The sequence below is a fragment of the Streptomyces sp. NBC_00019 genome, assembly GCF_045041015.1.
In the GTDB taxonomy this organism is placed as follows: Bacteria; Actinomycetota; Actinomycetes; order Streptomycetales; family Streptomycetaceae; genus Streptomyces.
The window spans coordinates 11157772-11173673 of record NZ_CP108302.1 but is presented as its reverse complement, the minus strand read 5'-3'; the positions used below and the strand labels follow the sequence as shown (position 1 = coordinate 11173673).

The following is a 15902-nucleotide window of genomic DNA, read 5'->3' as shown; positions in this document are numbered from 1 at the left end:
CAAGGTCCTTAGGCGGAGGGGGCGGGCTGCTTGAGCAGTTCGGCGCGGTAACGGGAGGCGGCGGCCGCCGCGGCCTGACCGCCCAGGGCGACGACACCGGCCAGCCGGGCACCGGCGTGGTAGCCGACGACGACGTCACCGTCGAGGTCGCCCTCCAGTACGCGCACGTCCTCCTTGCCGAGTACCGGTGCCCCGAAGGACTGCAGGCGGAAGTCGTGCTGGTCGCTCCAGAAGGTGGGCAGCGGCGCGAACGAGGACAGGTCGTGGCCGGTGCCGCTCAGCCCGGCGACCAGGGTCTTCGCGGCGTGCTTGGCGGTGTCCGTGGGGATGCACCAGTGCTCCACACGGCGCGGTACGCCGTCGTAGCGGGCGTTGGGGAAACGGGCGACGTCACCGACGGCCACCACGTCGGGCCGTCCGCCGACGCGCAGGTGCTCGTCGGTGAGCACGCCGTCGCTCAGGTCGAGGCCGTTGCCGTCCAGCCACTCGGTGTTGGCGACCGACCCGACCGACTCAACCACCACATCGGCGGGCAGGACGGTGCCGTCACCGAGGGCGACGCCGGTGACATGGTCGTCGCCGGTGAAGCCGGTCACGCCCGTGCCGAGGGCGAAGCGCACGCCGCGCTCTTCATGACGCTTCAGCAGGGCCCTGGCGAGGAGCTCTCCCAGGGGGCCGACCATCGGCAGCGGCAGCGGGTCGACGACCGTCACCTCGCGGGCGCCCAGAGCGACGGCGGTGGCGGCGACCTCGCAGCCGATGAAGCCGCCTCCGACGACGACCACCCGGGCTCCGGGCCTGGTGAGGGCCTGTCGCAGGCCCTGCGCGTCGTCGATGGTGCGGACCGTGTGCCGGCCGGCGAGCGGGCCGGGGCAGCGCAGGCGCCGGGGCCGCATTCCGGTGGCGACGACCAGTCCGTCGTACGTGAGTGCCTCGCCGTCGTCGAACTCGACGATGTTCTCAGCGAGCCGCGCGGCGACGACCTTGGTGCCCAGCCGCCACTCCGCGTCGGCCACGCTCGCCCGCGGGCGGAAGGCGAGGGACTCGAAGGGTGCCTTGCCGGCCAGGACCTCCTTGGACAGGGGCGGCCGGTTGTAGGGCATGTGCGGCTCGTCACCGACGAGCGTGATGGCTCCGGTCCAGCCGGCAGCCCGCAGCTGCTCGGCCGCGCGCAGACCGGCCATGGAGGCGCCGGCCACGACGATGCGTGCGTTCATCATCAGCCCTCGATACGGATGGCCTGGAGCGGACACACGTCTGCGGCTTCCTCGACCTCGTCGCGCAGCGCGTCGTCGGGGTCGGAGACGTAGGCCAGGTGGCCGCTGTCGTCCATGGAGAAGACATCGGGGGCGGCGAAGACGCACTGGCCGTGGTCCTGGCACTTGTTCATGTCGACGACGACCTTCATGGCCAGTCCTCCTGAAAGTGAGGGCGTCGGGGCGGGGGCAAGGGGAAGAAAAGGGGCCCGACCGCTGTCGGCCGGGCCCCGGCCAAGGGCCCGGCGACTGACGGGGGCCCTTACTCATTTGGCTTCAAACAACATAAGAAGCCGTCCACCCCTGGTCAATACCTATCCATGCGGATAATTTTTTTCCATCCCCTCTTGTGGGGCGTCCGCAACCCCCATACCGTTTGGCATCAAACAAGTCCCCCGTGCCCCCAACAGCACCGGCCCTCTGACTTCCCTCGCCACCCACATCCCCCAAGCGCCCGAGGAGACATCGGTGAGCGCAGCTCCAACCCCCAGCGTCCGTCAGCACATGCAGCGGCTCGCCGCCGAGGGCATCGACGTGGTGCGCGTGACATATCCCGACCTCATCGGCACCGACCGCGCACGCGACATCCTGCTGGACCACCTGCCGTCGGCCTGCGACCACGGCCTGGCCTTCTGCCGGGCCGTCTACCACACCAGCCCCCAGGGCGACGTGGTCCCCGTCTCCGGCGGTCTCGACGCCGGCCTGCCCGACATCACCGTGCGACCGGACCTGGACAGCCTGGCCCCCCTCCCCTGGGAGCCCGGCGTCGCGTCCTGCCTCGCCGACGTCACCGACCCGGCCACCGGCCTGCCCGCACCGGAGTCGCCCCGCGATCTTCTGCGCACCGTCCTCGCCCGGTGTGCCGAACACGGCCTGCGTCCGGTGGTCGGCCCCGAGCTCGAGTACTTCCTCTGCGACGAGGACCCTGCCTACCCGAGCGGCTGGAAGCGTTACTCGGGCGCCGCCGGCGTCGTCTACACAGCCGGTCTGCGCGCCGACGGCAACAATCATCTGCTCCGCACGCTGCGTCTGCTGCGGGACATGAACATCGGCGCGACCAGCGGCAACCACGAGTTCGACGGCGGCCAGTTCGAGATCAACCTCACCCACTCCGAAGCCCTGTCCGCCGCGGACCGCGCCTTCCGCTTCAAGTCCGCGATCAAGGAGCTGGCCCGGAAGGAGGGGAAACTCGCCACGTTCATGGCCAAGCCGTTCAACGATGCCGGCGGCTCCGGTTTCCATCTCCACCTGTCCTGCGACAACGACGAGGGCGGCAACGCCTTCGACGATCCCGCCGGGCCGTACGGGCTGTCCGCCACCGCCCGCCACGCCGTCGCCGGCATCCTCGCCCACGCCCCGGCCCTGGCCGCACTGGCCAACCCGACCGTGAACTCCTACAAGCGTTTCGGTCCCGACACCCTCGCGCCCTGGCTGATCGACTGGGGCCTGGACAACCGCAGCGCCATGGTCCGCATCCCGCCCGAGCGCGGCTCCGGCGCACGGTTCGAACTGCGCCTCGGTGACGCCAGCGCCAACCCGTACCTGCTGATCGCGGGCACGGTCGCCGCCGCGCTGCTCGGGGTGCTGGCTGGCGAGGAGCCCCCCGCCCCACTGGAGGGGTACGGCTACGACACCGCCAAGGCAGCAGTACTGCCCATGAGCCTGCCGGCCGCGCTGGACGCCCTGGAAGCGGACACGGAACTGACCGACGTCCTCGGCAAGGACTTCACCGCTTCCTTCCTCTCCTACAAGCGCAACGAGATCGAACGCTTCCAACGGCACGTCACCGACTGGGAGTTCACCGAGTACGCCTACCACCTGTGACGACTGGGAGCCATGCGATGACGACCGAGACCCCGACCGCCGCCGTGAACGAGCCGATGCCGCTTGCGGACGTCAACCTCGCCGACCTGGACAACTTCACCGACGGGATCACCCCGTGGCGGATGTTCCACACCCTGCGTCACCAGGACCCGGTGCACTGGCAGCCCGAGGAGGCCCCCAACTCCGGCTTCTGGGCGGTGACGCGGCACGCCGACATCGCCCGCGTCGACCGCGACGCCGAGACCTTCACCTCGATGAAGTTCGTCAACCTCGAAGAGGTCGACGAGGACCAGATCAAGACGCGTGCCTCCATCCTGGAACTGGACGGCGTCCGCCACCGCGCCATGCGCAGCCTGCTCCAGCGCCAGTTCGGCGCGAGCGTCATCAACAGCTACACCGACTTCCTGCGCGGCCTGACCGCCACCACGCTGGACGCGGCGCTCGCCAAGGGGAGCTTCGACTTCGTCAAGGAGGTCTCCGCCGACTTCCCCATCAACGTCCTCGCCCGCCTCCTCGACGTTCCGCCGGAGGACAACCAGCAGCTCATCGACTGGGGCAACCGCATCATCGGCAACACCGACCCCGACTACGCCGACGTCCTGCTCGACAGCGCGGAGAGCGAGCAGTACCGGCACCTCCCGTTCCGCTCGCCCGCCTCGCTGGAGGTCTTCGAGTACGGCCGTGAGCTGGCCCGGCAGCGGCGCGGCGGCGACGGCACGGACCTGGTGTCCAGGCTGGTGAACACCACCCCGAGGGACGGCGTTCCCCTCACGCCGCAGGACTTCGACAACTACTTCCTGCTCCTCGTCGTGGCCGGCAACGAGACCACCCGCCACACCATCACCCACTCCATGCTGGCCCTCCTCCAGCACCCCGAGCAGCTGGCCCGGCTCCAGGAGGACCCGTCCCTGATCCCCGTCGCGGTGGAGGAGTTCCTGCGCTGGGCGTCGCCCGTCTACCACTTCCGCCGCACGGCGACCCGGGACGTGGAACTGGGCGGCAAGCGCATCAAGGAGGGCGACAAGGTCGTCATGTGGTACGCCTCCGGCAACCGCGACGAGGCGGTCTTCGGCAACCCGTACGACTTCGACGTCGCCCGCGCCGACAACGACCACGTGACCTTCGGCAAGGGCAGCCCCCACCTGTGCCTGGGCAACCTCCTCGCCCGCACCGAGATCCGCATCATGTTCGAGGAGCTCATCCCGAGGATCGCCGACATCCGTCTGACCGGCGAAGTCCCGCGCGTGCGCTCCAACTTCGTCAACGGCATCAAGAAGCTGCCGGTCGCAGTCACCCTCGCCTGACCGCCTTCCCGAGCCGCCCAGAAGGTGCGGCCGCCCGGGGCGCCCCGCCCCGCACGAGCGGCCGCACCTCTCGTCCGCCCGCCAAAAACACTCGGCCCGAGGATCACCACGATGACCACTCCCCGCATGCAGCTCGTCCTGAGCGAGAACTGGACCATGACCGGAGGCCGCGCGGATCTGCCGACCGTGATCCGCTGGGCCCGCGAGGCCGAGGACGCCGGATTCGACTCCGTCATGATCAGCGAACACATCGTGCTCGGCCCCGACGCCGGAGCAGGTGGCGTGATGGGCAACCCCCGCGACTACGCCCTGCCCGGCAACCAGGACCCCCACACCCCGTGGCCCAACTCGCTCATGCTGCTCAGCGCGATCGCCGCCGTCACCGAGCGCGTGCGTCTCGCAGCGTCGGCGGTCATTGCTCCCCTGCGGCATCCCCTGCTCCTGGCCCGTGAGCTCGGCACCCTCGACCTTCTCTCCGAGGGCCGCCTGATCGTGCTGCCCAACGTCAGCTGGAGCCGGGACGAGTACGCGGCACTCGGCGTCCCGTTCTCCCGGCGCGGCAAGCTCCTCGACGAGCACCTGGAGATCTGGGCGAAGTTGTGGGGCCCCTCTCCCGTGTCTCACGAGAGCGAGTACTACGCCTTCCAGGACGTCTACTTCGAGCCCAAGGCATACTGCCCGGACGGCCCCCGACTGTGCTTCGGTGGCGCGGGCATGCACGACGCGATGGTCCGCAGGATCGTCCGGTACGGCCACGCCTTCAACCCGCTGGGGAAGGTGACGCCCGAGCAGATGCAGACGCTGAAGACCGCGATGGCCGCCGCGGGCCGCGACATCGCCGATCTGGAGATGATCGGCGGCACCCGCGCCGTGTTCCCCGACGACGACTCCTGCGCCGACCTCGCCCAGGCCCTCGAGCCCGTCCCCGAGCAGATGGCCCAGGGATTCACCACCTTCTGCGTCAAGCCCTCGCAGTTCACCGACGATCCGAACGGAGTGGGCGCGTTCTGCCGCGAGGTGATGCGCCGCGTGGAGTCCCTGACCGCCTGACGGCGCCGATTCGGTGTCCCGCATCGCGGCCCGAGCGGCCCGCTGACGACGAATGGCACCGGGCCGCGGAAGAGCGAACCGAACGAGCCGAGGACCGCAGCATGACGACTTTCGACGAAGCTGCCGGCACCCGTCCCTCCACTCCCGCTGAAGCCACTCGAGACGATCCCCATCGCCTCCCCGACGTGTTCGGCCTGGTCGTCGGCATCCTCGGCGGAACCGGCCCGCAGGGGCGCGGCCTCGCCTACCGGGCTCGCTGGCGCGGGCCAACAGGTCATCATCGGGTCAGGAGACGCCGCCCGGGCCGCCTCCGCGGCAGCAGACATCGGCCCTGACGTCCGCGGCGCTGACAACGCCACGACCGCGCGGGAGAGCGATCTGGTGATCGTCGCCACTCCCTGGGAGGGGCATGCCGAGCTGCTGGCCACGCTCCGCGATGAACTCGCCGGCAAGATCGTGGTCGACTGCGTCAACCCCCTCGGCTTCGACAAGAAGGGAGCCTACGCACTCAGGCCCGAGGAGGGCAGCGCCGCCCAGCAGGCTGCCGCGCTGCTGTCTGACTCCCGGGTGACCGCTGCGTTTCACCATCTCTCCGCCGTCACTCTGGAAGACCGGCAGATCGAGAAGATCGACACGGACGTACTCGTCCTGGGCGACGAACGCGCCGCCACCGACACCGTCCAGGCACTCGCCTCACGCCTCCCGGGCGCACGCGGCCTCTACGGCGGACGACTGCGCAACGCCCACCAAGTGGAGTCGCTGGTAGCCAACCTGATCTCGGTGAACTGCCGCTACAAGGCCCACGTCGGCCTGCGCCTCAGCGACGTCTGAGAGGACTCCCAGCATCTTTCACCGAGCCCCGCCCTCACGTTTCGCCTCCGATCCGGTACGGCCATGGGACGCAACCAGGCTTCATCGGCACCGGACAGCAAGGTCCCCAGTCGTGCCCCACGGAGTGGTGTAGCCATGTGGACGGCGCGCTGACACAAAGCCTGTAGCCGGGCCGCGCGGTGGAGCTTCCTGTGCGGCCGGCCGGCTGGCTACAGCGGCATGACCCACAAAGTTCCCGGGTGCCGGGCGGATCACCACCGCGATCTGCGGCATCACGAAGGCGGCTCGACTACACCACACCACCCGCCAGGACACCATCTCTCCGTGGTCGCCGCGCGCACCGTGAACAGCCACCGCCGCCGCACGCCAACGATCCCCATAGGTCTGACAGCAGCCTCATTCCTGCAGGCATAGACGAACCCGCCCTCGTTCCGGTCTTCAACCTGGCGACGACGCGCGGGTTCAGCGGTTGCCCCCTCCAAGAATCCGCGAACTCGCCTGCTTCCGACCGCACAGCGCAGAAGATCCGCCGCCAGGAGCAGGGTCACCAGTACGCCGAAGCCCAGCTCATCGCGCTCGGGGCTCCGGTGCCGCGGGCCGGGTGCAACCCGGCCGTCTGGCTTCGGGAGGCCCTGGTCGCGGTCGGGGCACGCAACGTACGGCACCGCGGAGCGCACCGTTACGTATGGCGGCTCGGGCGAAGCCGGCGCGAGCGGGAGCAGATCAAGCTCGGCCTCCCCACCCAACGGCCCTATCCCAAACAGCCCGACCCCGAACCGATCGCGGCCTGAGGGCAGTCCAGCCGCACAGTCCGTAGCGCCCGCCGCGGTCGCCCGTCTCACGGGACGCCCCCTATCCCGCCCATAGGCCCTCTGGCCTGCTCCCCAGCTCGGTCATAGGGTCCTGGCATGTCGTGGACACCGCTCGTTGCCGCGATAGTCGGCGCCGTCATCGCGATGGGCTCGACGCTGCTCGCTGAACGGCGTAGGACACAACGAGAGGACGCGGCCGAATGGCGACGGACCCGCCAGTCTCTGTACTCAAAGTTTCTGGCCGCCCATGCCCAGGCGGGCAGCGACCTGAGGAACATTGCATCCACGCCTGATCTTGAGCTTGGCGAACGGTATCGACAAGCTCGAGCCGCCTACACGCTTTGTTACGTCTCCCGCCACGAACTGGAGATACTTGCGCCTGACTCTGTCGTACGTCCCGCGTATGAGTGCAGTCGCTCGGTCCGAGCAATGCGCGACGCCGTCAGTACGGGCGCAACGCTCGACACCCCCGATTTCACGGAACTCACCAATCAGTACCTGCACTTTCGACTGCAGACGACGGTCGCCATGCGAAGCGATCTTGTGTCGGGGCGCCGCTGAGCCGCAGAGGTTCCAGGGTTCGAAGGCAGGCTCTCAATCCGAACATCACCATGGCCGAGCTCATCGCGCTGTCCCGCCGGCGCGACGCCCCGGACCCTGGCGTCGAGGTTGAGGAGACCGAGGACTTCGAGCGGATGGAACGGACGTCCACGCCGCCTTGCGCAAAGCCGCCCACGTGGGACTCCAAAGCCCGTACCGGGCCCGGCGAGCTCCTGCACCGTGCCACCCGGTGCGATGGCTGCAGCTGACCACCACACCAGCGCCGCACCCCCATCCGGGAGGGATACTCGATGACGATGACGACGACCCAGCGCATCCTCGACCTCGCTGCAGCGGCACCGGCCAGCCACGACGAGGACCTGGTGCAGCTCCTGGGCGAGGCGAACGAGCTGTACCAGCAAGGCCTGCAGGATCTGCACCAGGAGACGGTAGACCGCCACACCGAACTGCCCACCGCGGACCTGCTGGCCGCTGCACAGACGGCCGGCCTGCCCTGTGATGCCTCACAGGACCGCGCCGAGGTGATCCTGCTGCTGGCCCTGGCCGAATGGGAAAGGACGCCGGCCGCGATGGCGTTCATCGAGATGGCCGAGGCCGCCGCGCGCCGCGGGGTCTGCCTGATCCCCGAAGAGTAAGCCCCGAGCCGTCAGCACGGCCGCCGTCGAAAAACGCTGTGCCGCGGGCTGAACCTCCCATGGCCGTCGACCGGTCCCATGCAAAGGTCGGGGCGCTGGTCAAAGCATCACCGTGCTCAAGTCCTACGGCACCGTCGGCGCCCCTGACGCGAGTGCAGGCATGGAGGGCATCTACGGACCTGTGGGCGTGCTGGCCGGAGAAGCACACCACATCACACGCCGAAGCACCCAGGTTTGGGGACGTGACCGCTGCCCGTGGCCCTGGGTGTCGGAGGCAGAATCTACGTCATGGCCAACTCGTACGCACAACCGATTCTGAGAACAGCGGACCTCTCCGAGAGTTTGCGCATTGTCGAGCGGTTGCTCGGAATCGCCGATCTCCAGGGCCTCGAAGTCGATTTCGAGGTACGGGTCTCCTCGGAGCAGGTCCTTTCAGCACTGCTGGCATTGATTCCGAACGCCGAATGGTGGGCCGAAGGGGACCGGGACGGCTCGTCGGAGGAAGGGGACGATCCTGCGGCGCATCTCCCCATCCGGCTGCGGAATTGGGCCATGCCTCCCGAAGCGGTGGACCCGTTCCTCAAAGCGGTGGGAGACAGCCCTGCGTCAGCCCGATGGGATTTCAACGCCTGGCCCGAGGCTCCTGAAGTGGGTCTGGGTGTCGGCGGTACAAGGGGTGCGTTCGTGACACTGTGCGTGAATGTCCGCGATGTCGATCTGGCGGAGCCCTCGGCGGATCACACAGTCTTCGTCCACGTCAAGCAGGTCGAGGCAGAACGCGCGCCGTGGCTCGCAGCTCAGGTCGGTCTGACGGTGATCGGCGACCTGGTGATGGCCCCGTACTAAACAAAGCACCTGGTGCTGCTCCTGGGCGAGGCGAATGAGCTGTACCAGCAGGGCCTACAGGATCTGCACCGGAAGATGACAGAACGCCTCGGCCAACTGGCCGCTGCGGACCTGATGACCGCTGCGGAAGCGGCCGGCCTGCCCTGTGATGCCTCACAGGACCGCGCCGAGGTGATCCTGCTGCTGGCCCTGGCCGAGTGGGAGATGACGCCGGCCGCCATGGCGTTCATCGAGATGGCCGAGGCCGCCGCGCGCCGCGGGGCCTGCCTGATCCCCGAGGAGTGGGCCGGGAGCTGTCAGCGCGGCCGCCGTCGAGAAAACGGTGTGCCGCGGGCTGGACCCCCCACCGGAACTTCTGCCATTATTTTCTTTGCGTGCCGGGGTGGCCGGCGCACTGCTGACAGAAGGGGACGGTTCTGCCATGACCTCGCACCGTGAACCTCGCCTGGCCGACGCTGCCGAGATCGCGGCCGAACACGGTCTGACGTCCGCACGGATCAGCCAGTTCTACACCGAACGCACCGAGAACACCGCCGGCACCGCGTTCCCCGAGCCGGTCGACAAGCGCGGCCGGGCCCGCCTGTGGGACCACGCGGAGGTCACCGAGTGGTTTTCGCACCGCTCCTCGGCGCGGCTCACCCAGCACAGGCCGCCCTCCCTCGATCCGGAGACGTTGCTGAACGCCTCGGACGCCTCGAGGTACCTCGGCTACAAGAACGCCAACCAGGTCAACACCTTCGTACGGGACCACCCCGGCTACTTCCCCGAACCGGACGTCGTGGAAGAGATGGGCACGGCCGAGAACCCGTACCGCCGCCAGTTGTGGAAGGTGGCGACCCTTAAGGAGTGGATGGCCAGCCGGCCCGGCCGCGGACGGCGCGCCGGGACCAAGCAGGCGCCGCCGCTGCCCGAGGTGTCCGCCGACGGTGATCCCCAGGAGCTGCTGGGGGCAAGCCAGGCAGCCGCGCTGCTGGGATACAAGAGTGTCGGCTCTTTCTCCAGCGCTCTGTCCCAGGGCAATCTGCCGCTGCTGAAGACCGTGGACGGCGTCGCCGAAGCGGGCCGTCAGAAGGGGCGCCGGCGGTGGACGCGTCGGCGCATCCTGGACCAGGCCGCACAGCGGTCCAGTAGGTAGCACCTGGCGGTGAGCGGACCTGCGCGCACCGCCCCATGAACGCGGCTCCTGGTGTGGGGAGTTGGTCCCTTGCGGGCCGGGGGTCGCACGATGGCCGGCATGGCGTGGTTCGTCACCACGCCCCGCAGCAGCATCTGCTGCTGCGGACCGGCCATCACCCATGTTCCGGCGGCGCGCGCGGACGACTCCACAGCGTCATCCGCCAGTGGCGTGGTCTGGCCAGACCATGGCACAGACCATGAGGTTGTTCTGGGATCGTGACCGTGGTCGGGGTCTCGTGGTCCGGGCCATGGTCTGGGTCGGCCGGTTGTCTGTCGTCCATGACTCGTTCTTCTTCAGGTGTTTCGGCCGCTGAACTGGCCCCCAGCCCTGCTGAGCCGTTGCGCTTGCAGGTCCTGACCGCGCTCGCCCTGCACCGGATGGCCACGACCGGCCAGCTGCTCCAGATGCTGCGGCCGACCGGCTCTCGCCAACTGGTCTCCCGGGCGCTGAACAAGTTGCGCGCGGCGGGCTTGGTCGACCTCACCCCGCTGCCGGACTTGGACCGGCCGCGTACGCATGCCTGGTACCTCACCCCGGACGGGGTGCTGCTGGCCCGCGATCATCCCCTCCTGCGGGGACGCCCGCCCTACCCCATCACCTCAGCGACAGCAGCGTCACTGAAGACGCCGCACACGCTGACCGTCGTACGCACCCACCTGCCGTTCGCGGCAGACGCACGCCGCCTCGGACACGAACACGGCCCGTGGGACTGGACTCCCGAGGTGGCACATTCCATCGGAGAGGGCGAGCGACTCGTGGCCGACGCCGTCCTGCACTACACCGTCATCGACAGCGAACGACGGCGCAAGCTGCGCGCGTTCGTGGAAGTCGACCGCACCACCATGAGCAGCGAGCGCCTGGCCGTGAAGCTGATCGAATACGCCAGACTCTTCCACTACGAAGCCCAGCCCGTCGGACGCCGCCGATCTGTCTCCACCGGCCCGGCGTGGCTGCGCTGGTATCCCGTCTTCCCCCGCATCCTCTTTGTCCTCACCGGTGCCGCCCCGGCCCGGCTGGACGACCGCATCAGCGACCTGCAGGCGATGGTCGCCCACCACCCGCTCGTCGCAGCCCTCGCCCGCGAAGTTCCGCTGGGAGCCGCCGTCCTCGAGGACATCGAGGAACACGCGCCCTCCGGACCGGTCTGGGTACCGCTGACCGGGGGCGAACCCCGCCCGTGGACCGATCTGTGACCACGCCGAGCGTGCGCGTGAACCGGGGCCCTGGAGATCGCCTTTCACGAGGTGCGCATCGAAGCCAACGCACACAACGTGACCTTGCTCTTCTCGGACCTTCAGGTGAGCGAGGTCCCGATTGGATACGCACCCTTCGTCACGGAGTAGGGATCAGGGTTCTGTGATCTTGTGACTGCCGGCTGTCCAGGTCGTTCTTCCAGGTGATCGACGGAATCCTGCCGGGGACGGGGCCGGGGACGCCGGGGGCTGAGGCAGCCCCCGGGCAGCAGGTACACGCCCGGAGCACCGCCCAGCCCGCGAAATTTGGTGGCGGCCTCGTCGCTAGGGCAGGGCCAGCCACGTGTACAGGGCGCCCGCGAGCGCCACGGCGATGCTGACGAACGCCACCCATCGGCCGGAATCCAAGCCCAGCAAGGTCGGCGTCGGAGGCCGTCCAGCCTGTTCACGCTGGTTGAGCCGCATCGCCTCCAGGCTCAGCGCATCGGCGAGACGGCCCTGGAGCTCGGTAACCGCCTCGGCGGCAAGCTGCGCGGAAGCGCGCAGCCTGGAGGTCTCCAGATCGGTTACGGCCACGCTGACCGCCGCGATCACCCCCATAGAGCCGGCAAGTGCGTACTGCTCGGCCTGCACAGCAACACCGTAGGCGGTGCCGAGAATGGCCAGCCACAGCACGAGAACCTGAAGGAACAACACCGCACGGCCACGCCGGTTCTCGTACCAGCGCCACGCATGGTCCAGCGCAACGGCCAGCGTCTCCCGCTCCCCCTCAGACATCGCCACACCATCGCAGAGGAGACAAAAACCGTCCACGTCTTGGCCAACTCTCCGCCGGTTAACGACCACCGTGCGCAGAGCGGTGGCGACCTACACGACACGGACCTGGTCGGCTTCGTCGGTGTACTCGCGCGGCTGCGGGCCGGCGGACGTGCCGGGGAGTGGTTCGCCGATGTCGGGGTCGCCGCACAGGGCGACCAGGACACGGTCCAGGGCGTGGAGCGAAGTCTCGGACGTGACGCCTTCCCGCTGCGTGGAGGCCGCGTCGCACAGGGGCACCGTCCCGCCCAGGGTCCGCCACGCCAGCCGTCATAATGGAGGCATGGCAGCCCGTGCGCACTCCCCCACCCCGAGACCTGATCCGGCTGGAGCGGTCGCGGAGGACCTGGCGCTGTACCGGCGCAAGTTCCAGCAGCGTCTGCCCGCATCCCTGGACGAACTGCAGGGCCCCGCACGCGGTGTGGTGGACCTTCCGCTGCACGTGGCGTGGTCCGGGATGACCTCCTACGACTTGGCCAAGCCGCGGCAGCGGATGGGCCTGTACCGCACTGTCCTGCACGAAGGCCTGCGCGAGGACCTCACGTCTTTGCTGAACCAGGACGTCCTGCTGGAACTGTGGCCGACACTGCGCCGTCTCGTCGGCCGCACCGTGCGCACTGTCTGGGAAGACGCCTTCCCTCAGCTTGCCGCCCGCGGCCGGACGGCCGCGTGAACATGGACATGCCCCAGCTGCACGCACGGCTCCTGGCGGACGTCATCGCCCTCGGCTCCCCTTATCCTCTCGTGCTGACCGGCGGCTACGCCGTCCGCGCACATCGTCTGGTCAGCCGGCCCAGCCAGGACCTCGATGTCGCCACCGAAAACCCCGCCCCCATGGCCGACATCGCCGCCGTGCTGCGCAGCGGCCTGCAAGCGCGCGGCTGGCAGGTGCAGTCCCTGGAAACCGCCCCGCTGTCGGCCCGCTTCACCGTGCGTGACCCGGACACCGACCAAGAGGTCGAAGTCGACATCCTCAAGGAAATCTTCTGGCGTCCCGTTGCCGACAGCCCCTACGGGCCCGTCCTTGCGGAAGAAGACGTGATCGGCACGAAAGTACGCGCCCTGGGAGACCGAGGCGCGCCCCGAGACCTCATCGACGTGTTCGCCGCCTCCCGTCGCTGGAACGTGACCGACCTCGAGGAATTCGGCCGGCGACACGCCCGGGGACGCTTCGAACGAGAAGACCTCCAGGCCAACCTCGCGGGCGCCGAGTGGACCGACGACGAGGCGTTTGCCGCCTACGGCCTCGACGCCGCCACCATCGCCGCGCTGCGCGCCTGGGCCGTGCACTGGGCCGACGACCTCGCCAGCAGACTCCACGAAGAAGACCCCACGCACGACGACGACTAAAGCGCCCGCCCGCGCCCCTGCCCCGGCCACAGGCCCGCGAGCCGGGGCCGGGCGACGGTCACGGCAGCCACCGTGCGGCCAAGGGGCAGCGCCCAGACCGACCAGCACCCTGAGCCGGCTGCGGCACCCACCACACCGCCGCCGCCCCCAACTCCCGCAGGCCCCCACGCCATGCCCGCGACAACGGCTACATTCCCAAGCAATGACCACCGTTCCTGTGCCCACCGCCCCCGCAGCCGCCGCCCCTTCTCCACCAGGTCGGAAGGGTGACGGTTCGTGAGCGCCATGGAACTGCGCCCCCACCAGAGCGAAGCCGTCGACAACGTGCTCCGCCTCCTTGGCACGCCACCCGGCGGACAGGTACCGCCCGGTGGGCTCAGAGCCCAGGTCATCGCCGCCACCGGCTCCGGGAAAACCCTCATCGCCGCCCACAGCGCGCAGCGGCTGTCCGCCCGGCGCGTCCTGGTCCTGGTGCCCACCCTGGACCTGCTCACCCAGACCGCCGGCGCGTGGCGCCGCGGCGGCCGCACCGGCGCCATGATCGGCGTGTGCTCACTGCGAGCCGAGGAGAGCCAGGGCCTGCCCTGCACCACCGATCCCGACGAACTGATCTCCTGGACAGCAGGGTTGGAAGCGGTCACCGTCTTCGCCACCTACGCCGCTGTGGGGCTGAAGATTCTGCAGGGCGCGCACGCGGCCGGCCTCCCGGCCTGGGACCTGATGGTCGTCGACGAAGCCCATCGCACCAGCGGAGACGGCATGAAACCCTGGGCCGCCGTCCACGACCAGACACAGATCCCCGCGCAACGACGGCTGTACATGACCGCCACCGCCCGGGTCTGGGAAGCAGACGGCGCGGACGAAGGCCAGAGCGGGAGTAGGGCGCCGCGGCTGGTGGCCTCCATGGACACAGACTCGCCGGTGTTCGGGCCCGTCGCGTACAAACTCACCCTGTCCGAGGCGATCGGGCGGGGCATCGTCGCCCCGTACCAGGTGCTGTGCCTGGACATCCGTGATCCCGATCTGTACGCGGCTTTGAACAGCGAGGCCACCGGATCCGATGCGGTCCGCGGGGCGCGGCTGGCGGCCGTGCAGACCGGGCTGATGCATGCTGCGGTCAAGGAGCGGTTTCGTCGAGTGCTGTCGTTCCATAGCCGGGTAGGCGAAGCGGAGGCGATGGCGGCCGCCGTGCCGGTGACGGCCCGCCGGCTCGCTGAGGACGCCCCAGACACCTACCCGCCGGCTCGGCAGGTGTGGGCGGACTGGCTGTACGGCGAGCACGCCCCCGGCCACCGGCGGGCCGTGCTGAATGAGTTCGCTTCCGATTTCCTCGCATGGCCCGCGTTCGAGGGTGAGGATGTGCGGGCTGAGCTGCGGGTCCTTTCCTCGGTCCGCGTCCTCGGGGAAGGTGTCGATACCGCCGAATGCGATGCCGTGCTTTTCGCGGATGCGCGTGGCTCCATGGTCGATATCGTGCAGATGGTCGGGCGCGCGCTGCGGTTGCACCCAGGACGCGGGAAACTCGCCACGCTGATCGTTCCGGTATTCCTCGGACCGGACGAAGATCCGAATGAGTTGCTCACCTCGGATGCCTACAACAGCCTCAGCAAGGTCCTCGGAGCCCTGCGGGCGCACGATGCCGAGACGATCGAGGCGCTTGCCGATCCCCGTCTGCGCAGCGGCAGTTGGGTGTCCGAGGACGGCGACGGCGTCGAGGAGGACATTGGTGGTGAGGAGGACGGCCAGGAGCAGGATCTTGTTCCGGCGGTCGGGGCCGCGGCGGCGGGAGTGCTGCGGTTCACCGAGGAACGCGACCCGGCCGTCCTCACGCAATTCGTCGGGCTGCGGGTCATCGACCCCGAACGCGCCTACTGGCTCCGCGGCATCGAGGCCGCCACGAGGTGGCTGCGCGAGACCGGCAACAGCGAGCTGCGCGTGCCGTACACGTTCGTCTGCCCGGAGGACTGGGACAGTAGTGCGGGGCATCCGCTGGGGGTCTGGGTCGCAGATCAGCGGCGCTACTACGCGGCCGGGGCCCTGGACGCCAAGCGGGTCACCACGCTGGAGAACCTCGGCATGGTCTGGTCAGTGCACGCCTCCGCGTGGGATGCCGGCCTCGCCGTGGCCCGCGACTACGCCGCCGTACACGGCCACTTCCTCCCGCCGGCCTCCGCCGTCTGGCAGGACATGGCGATCTGTCGGCGTCGTCTGAACGGTGACCCTCTGGTGGCGGATCAAAACTGACTC

16 protein-coding genes and 1 pseudogene are annotated in these 15902 nt (G+C 69.2%); 13 read left to right on the top strand and 4 right to left on the bottom strand.

The genetic code is table 11. The annotated features are described in order from the left end of the window. Positions 1-8 precede the first annotated feature (8 nt). Both OHU89_RS52120 and OHU89_RS52115 read right to left on the bottom strand, forming a co-directional pair. Positions 9-1217 (bottom strand): NAD(P)/FAD-dependent oxidoreductase, encoded by a 1209-nt coding sequence (locus OHU89_RS52120; RefSeq protein ID WP_059082832.1) that lies wholly within the window; start codon positions 1215-1217, stop codon positions 9-11. Positions 1218-1219: 2 nt separating this feature from the next. After that, positions 1220-1408, bottom strand: coding sequence for a ferredoxin (locus OHU89_RS52115; RefSeq protein WP_059082805.1), 189 nt, complete (start codon positions 1406-1408; stop codon positions 1220-1222). Between the two features lie 316 nt (positions 1409-1724). Here OHU89_RS52115 and OHU89_RS52110 point away from each other — a divergent pair, with 316 nt between their 5' ends. From OHU89_RS52110 to OHU89_RS52065, 10 genes and pseudogenes are all read left to right on the top strand, one after another. Then, positions 1725-3080, top strand: coding sequence for a glutamine synthetase family protein (locus OHU89_RS52110; RefSeq protein WP_059082804.1), 1356 nt, complete (start codon positions 1725-1727; stop codon positions 3078-3080). A 17-nt stretch (positions 3081-3097) separates the two neighbouring features. Next, positions 3098-4384: a cytochrome P450 gene (locus OHU89_RS52105; protein WP_266587567.1), complete on the top strand. Its 1287-nt coding sequence runs from the start codon at positions 3098-3100 to the stop codon at positions 4382-4384. A 111-nt stretch (positions 4385-4495) separates the two neighbouring features. Then, positions 4496-5434: a TIGR03619 family F420-dependent LLM class oxidoreductase gene (locus OHU89_RS52100; protein WP_059082802.1), complete on the top strand. Its 939-nt coding sequence runs from the start codon at positions 4496-4498 to the stop codon at positions 5432-5434. Between the two features lie 101 nt (positions 5435-5535). Beyond that, positions 5536-6265 (top strand): annotated as a pseudogene (gene npdG / locus OHU89_RS52095) (NADPH-dependent F420 reductase). 908 nt (positions 6266-7173) lie between these two features. Continuing rightward, positions 7174-7638, top strand: a complete 465-nt coding sequence (locus tag OHU89_RS52090; protein WP_405654034.1) for a hypothetical protein — start codon at positions 7174-7176, stop codon at positions 7636-7638. A 290-nt stretch (positions 7639-7928) separates the two neighbouring features. Continuing rightward, on the top strand, positions 7929-8273 hold the full coding sequence (locus OHU89_RS52085) for a hypothetical protein (protein ID WP_405654033.1): 345 nt from the start codon (positions 7929-7931) through the stop codon (positions 8271-8273). A 288-nt stretch (positions 8274-8561) separates the two neighbouring features. Next, positions 8562-9119, top strand: coding sequence for a hypothetical protein (locus OHU89_RS52080; RefSeq protein WP_405654031.1), 558 nt, complete (start codon positions 8562-8564; stop codon positions 9117-9119). Positions 9120-9131: 12 nt separating this feature from the next. Further along, a complete protein-coding gene (locus tag OHU89_RS52075; protein WP_405654029.1) occupies positions 9132-9557 on the top strand; it encodes a hypothetical protein in 426 nt (141 codons plus the stop codon). Then, the gene (locus OHU89_RS52070) at positions 9541-10254 is read left to right on the top strand and encodes a hypothetical protein (protein ID WP_405654027.1); all 714 of its coding nucleotides are present in this window, start codon (positions 9541-9543) and stop codon (positions 10252-10254) included. The genes OHU89_RS52075 and OHU89_RS52070 overlap by 17 nt, the downstream gene beginning before the upstream one ends. A 320-nt stretch (positions 10255-10574) precedes the next feature. Continuing rightward, positions 10575-11489 (top strand): replication-relaxation family protein, encoded by a 915-nt coding sequence (locus OHU89_RS52065; protein ID WP_405654025.1) that lies wholly within the window; start codon positions 10575-10577, stop codon positions 11487-11489. A gap of 324 nt (positions 11490-11813) precedes the next feature. Here OHU89_RS52065 and OHU89_RS52060 read toward each other — a convergent pair whose 3' ends face one another. Then, entirely contained in the window at positions 11814-12266 is a 453-nt protein-coding gene (locus OHU89_RS52060; RefSeq protein ID WP_405654023.1) for a hypothetical protein, read from the bottom strand. Between the two features lie 90 nt (positions 12267-12356). After that, on the bottom strand, positions 12357-12545 hold the full coding sequence (locus OHU89_RS52055) for a hypothetical protein (protein ID WP_405654022.1): 189 nt from the start codon (positions 12543-12545) through the stop codon (positions 12357-12359). A gap of 43 nt (positions 12546-12588) precedes the next feature. On the opposite strand from OHU89_RS52055, the gene OHU89_RS52050 reads away from it, so the two are divergent. The 3 genes from OHU89_RS52050 (at position 12589) to OHU89_RS52040 (ending at position 15899) form a co-directional block, all read left to right on the top strand. After that, a complete protein-coding gene (locus tag OHU89_RS52050) occupies positions 12589-12978 on the top strand; it encodes a hypothetical protein (RefSeq protein ID WP_405654020.1) in 390 nt (129 codons plus the stop codon). Positions 12979-12980: 2 nt separating this feature from the next. Then, the gene (locus tag OHU89_RS52045; protein WP_405655078.1) at positions 12981-13655 is read left to right on the top strand and encodes a nucleotidyl transferase AbiEii/AbiGii toxin family protein; all 675 of its coding nucleotides are present in this window, start codon (positions 12981-12983) and stop codon (positions 13653-13655) included. Positions 13656-13940: 285 nt separating this feature from the next. Continuing rightward, complete coding sequence (locus OHU89_RS52040) at positions 13941-15899, top strand: DEAD/DEAH box helicase family protein (RefSeq protein ID WP_405655076.1); 1959 nt, start codon at positions 13941-13943, stop codon at positions 15897-15899. Positions 15900-15902 lie beyond the last annotated feature (3 nt).

What these genes read in the sequence shown, in the direction of transcription:
- OHU89_RS52100 (WP_059082802.1), top strand. Translation starts at nt 4,496, where the DNA reads ATGACCACTCCCCGCATGCAGCTCGTCCTGAGCGAGAACTGGACCATG.
- OHU89_RS52050 (WP_405654020.1), top strand. Translation starts at nt 12,589, where the DNA reads ATGGCAGCCCGTGCGCACTCCCCCACCCCGAGACCTGATCCGGCTGGA.
- OHU89_RS52085 (WP_405654033.1), top strand. Translation starts at nt 7,929, where the DNA reads ATGACGATGACGACGACCCAGCGCATCCTCGACCTCGCTGCAGCGGCA.
- OHU89_RS52045 (WP_405655078.1), top strand. Translation starts at nt 12,981, where the DNA reads ATGGACATGCCCCAGCTGCACGCACGGCTCCTGGCGGACGTCATCGCC.
- OHU89_RS52065 (WP_405654025.1), top strand. Translation starts at nt 10,575, where the DNA reads ATGACTCGTTCTTCTTCAGGTGTTTCGGCCGCTGAACTGGCCCCCAGC.
- OHU89_RS52060 (WP_405654023.1), bottom strand. Translation starts at nt 12,266, where the DNA reads ATGTCTGAGGGGGAGCGGGAGACGCTGGCCGTTGCGCTGGACCATGCG.
- OHU89_RS52040 (WP_405655076.1), top strand. Translation starts at nt 13,941, where the DNA reads ATGGAACTGCGCCCCCACCAGAGCGAAGCCGTCGACAACGTGCTCCGC.
- OHU89_RS52070 (WP_405654027.1), top strand. Translation starts at nt 9,541, where the DNA reads ATGACCTCGCACCGTGAACCTCGCCTGGCCGACGCTGCCGAGATCGCG.
- OHU89_RS52080 (WP_405654031.1), top strand. Translation starts at nt 8,562, where the DNA reads ATGGCCAACTCGTACGCACAACCGATTCTGAGAACAGCGGACCTCTCC.
- OHU89_RS52090 (WP_405654034.1), top strand. Translation starts at nt 7,174, where the DNA reads ATGTCGTGGACACCGCTCGTTGCCGCGATAGTCGGCGCCGTCATCGCG.
- OHU89_RS52105 (WP_266587567.1), top strand. Translation starts at nt 3,098, where the DNA reads ATGACGACCGAGACCCCGACCGCCGCCGTGAACGAGCCGATGCCGCTT.
- OHU89_RS52120 (WP_059082832.1), bottom strand. Translation starts at nt 1,217, where the DNA reads ATGAACGCACGCATCGTCGTGGCCGGCGCCTCCATGGCCGGTCTGCGC.
- OHU89_RS52115 (WP_059082805.1), bottom strand. Translation starts at nt 1,408, where the DNA reads ATGAAGGTCGTCGTCGACATGAACAAGTGCCAGGACCACGGCCAGTGC.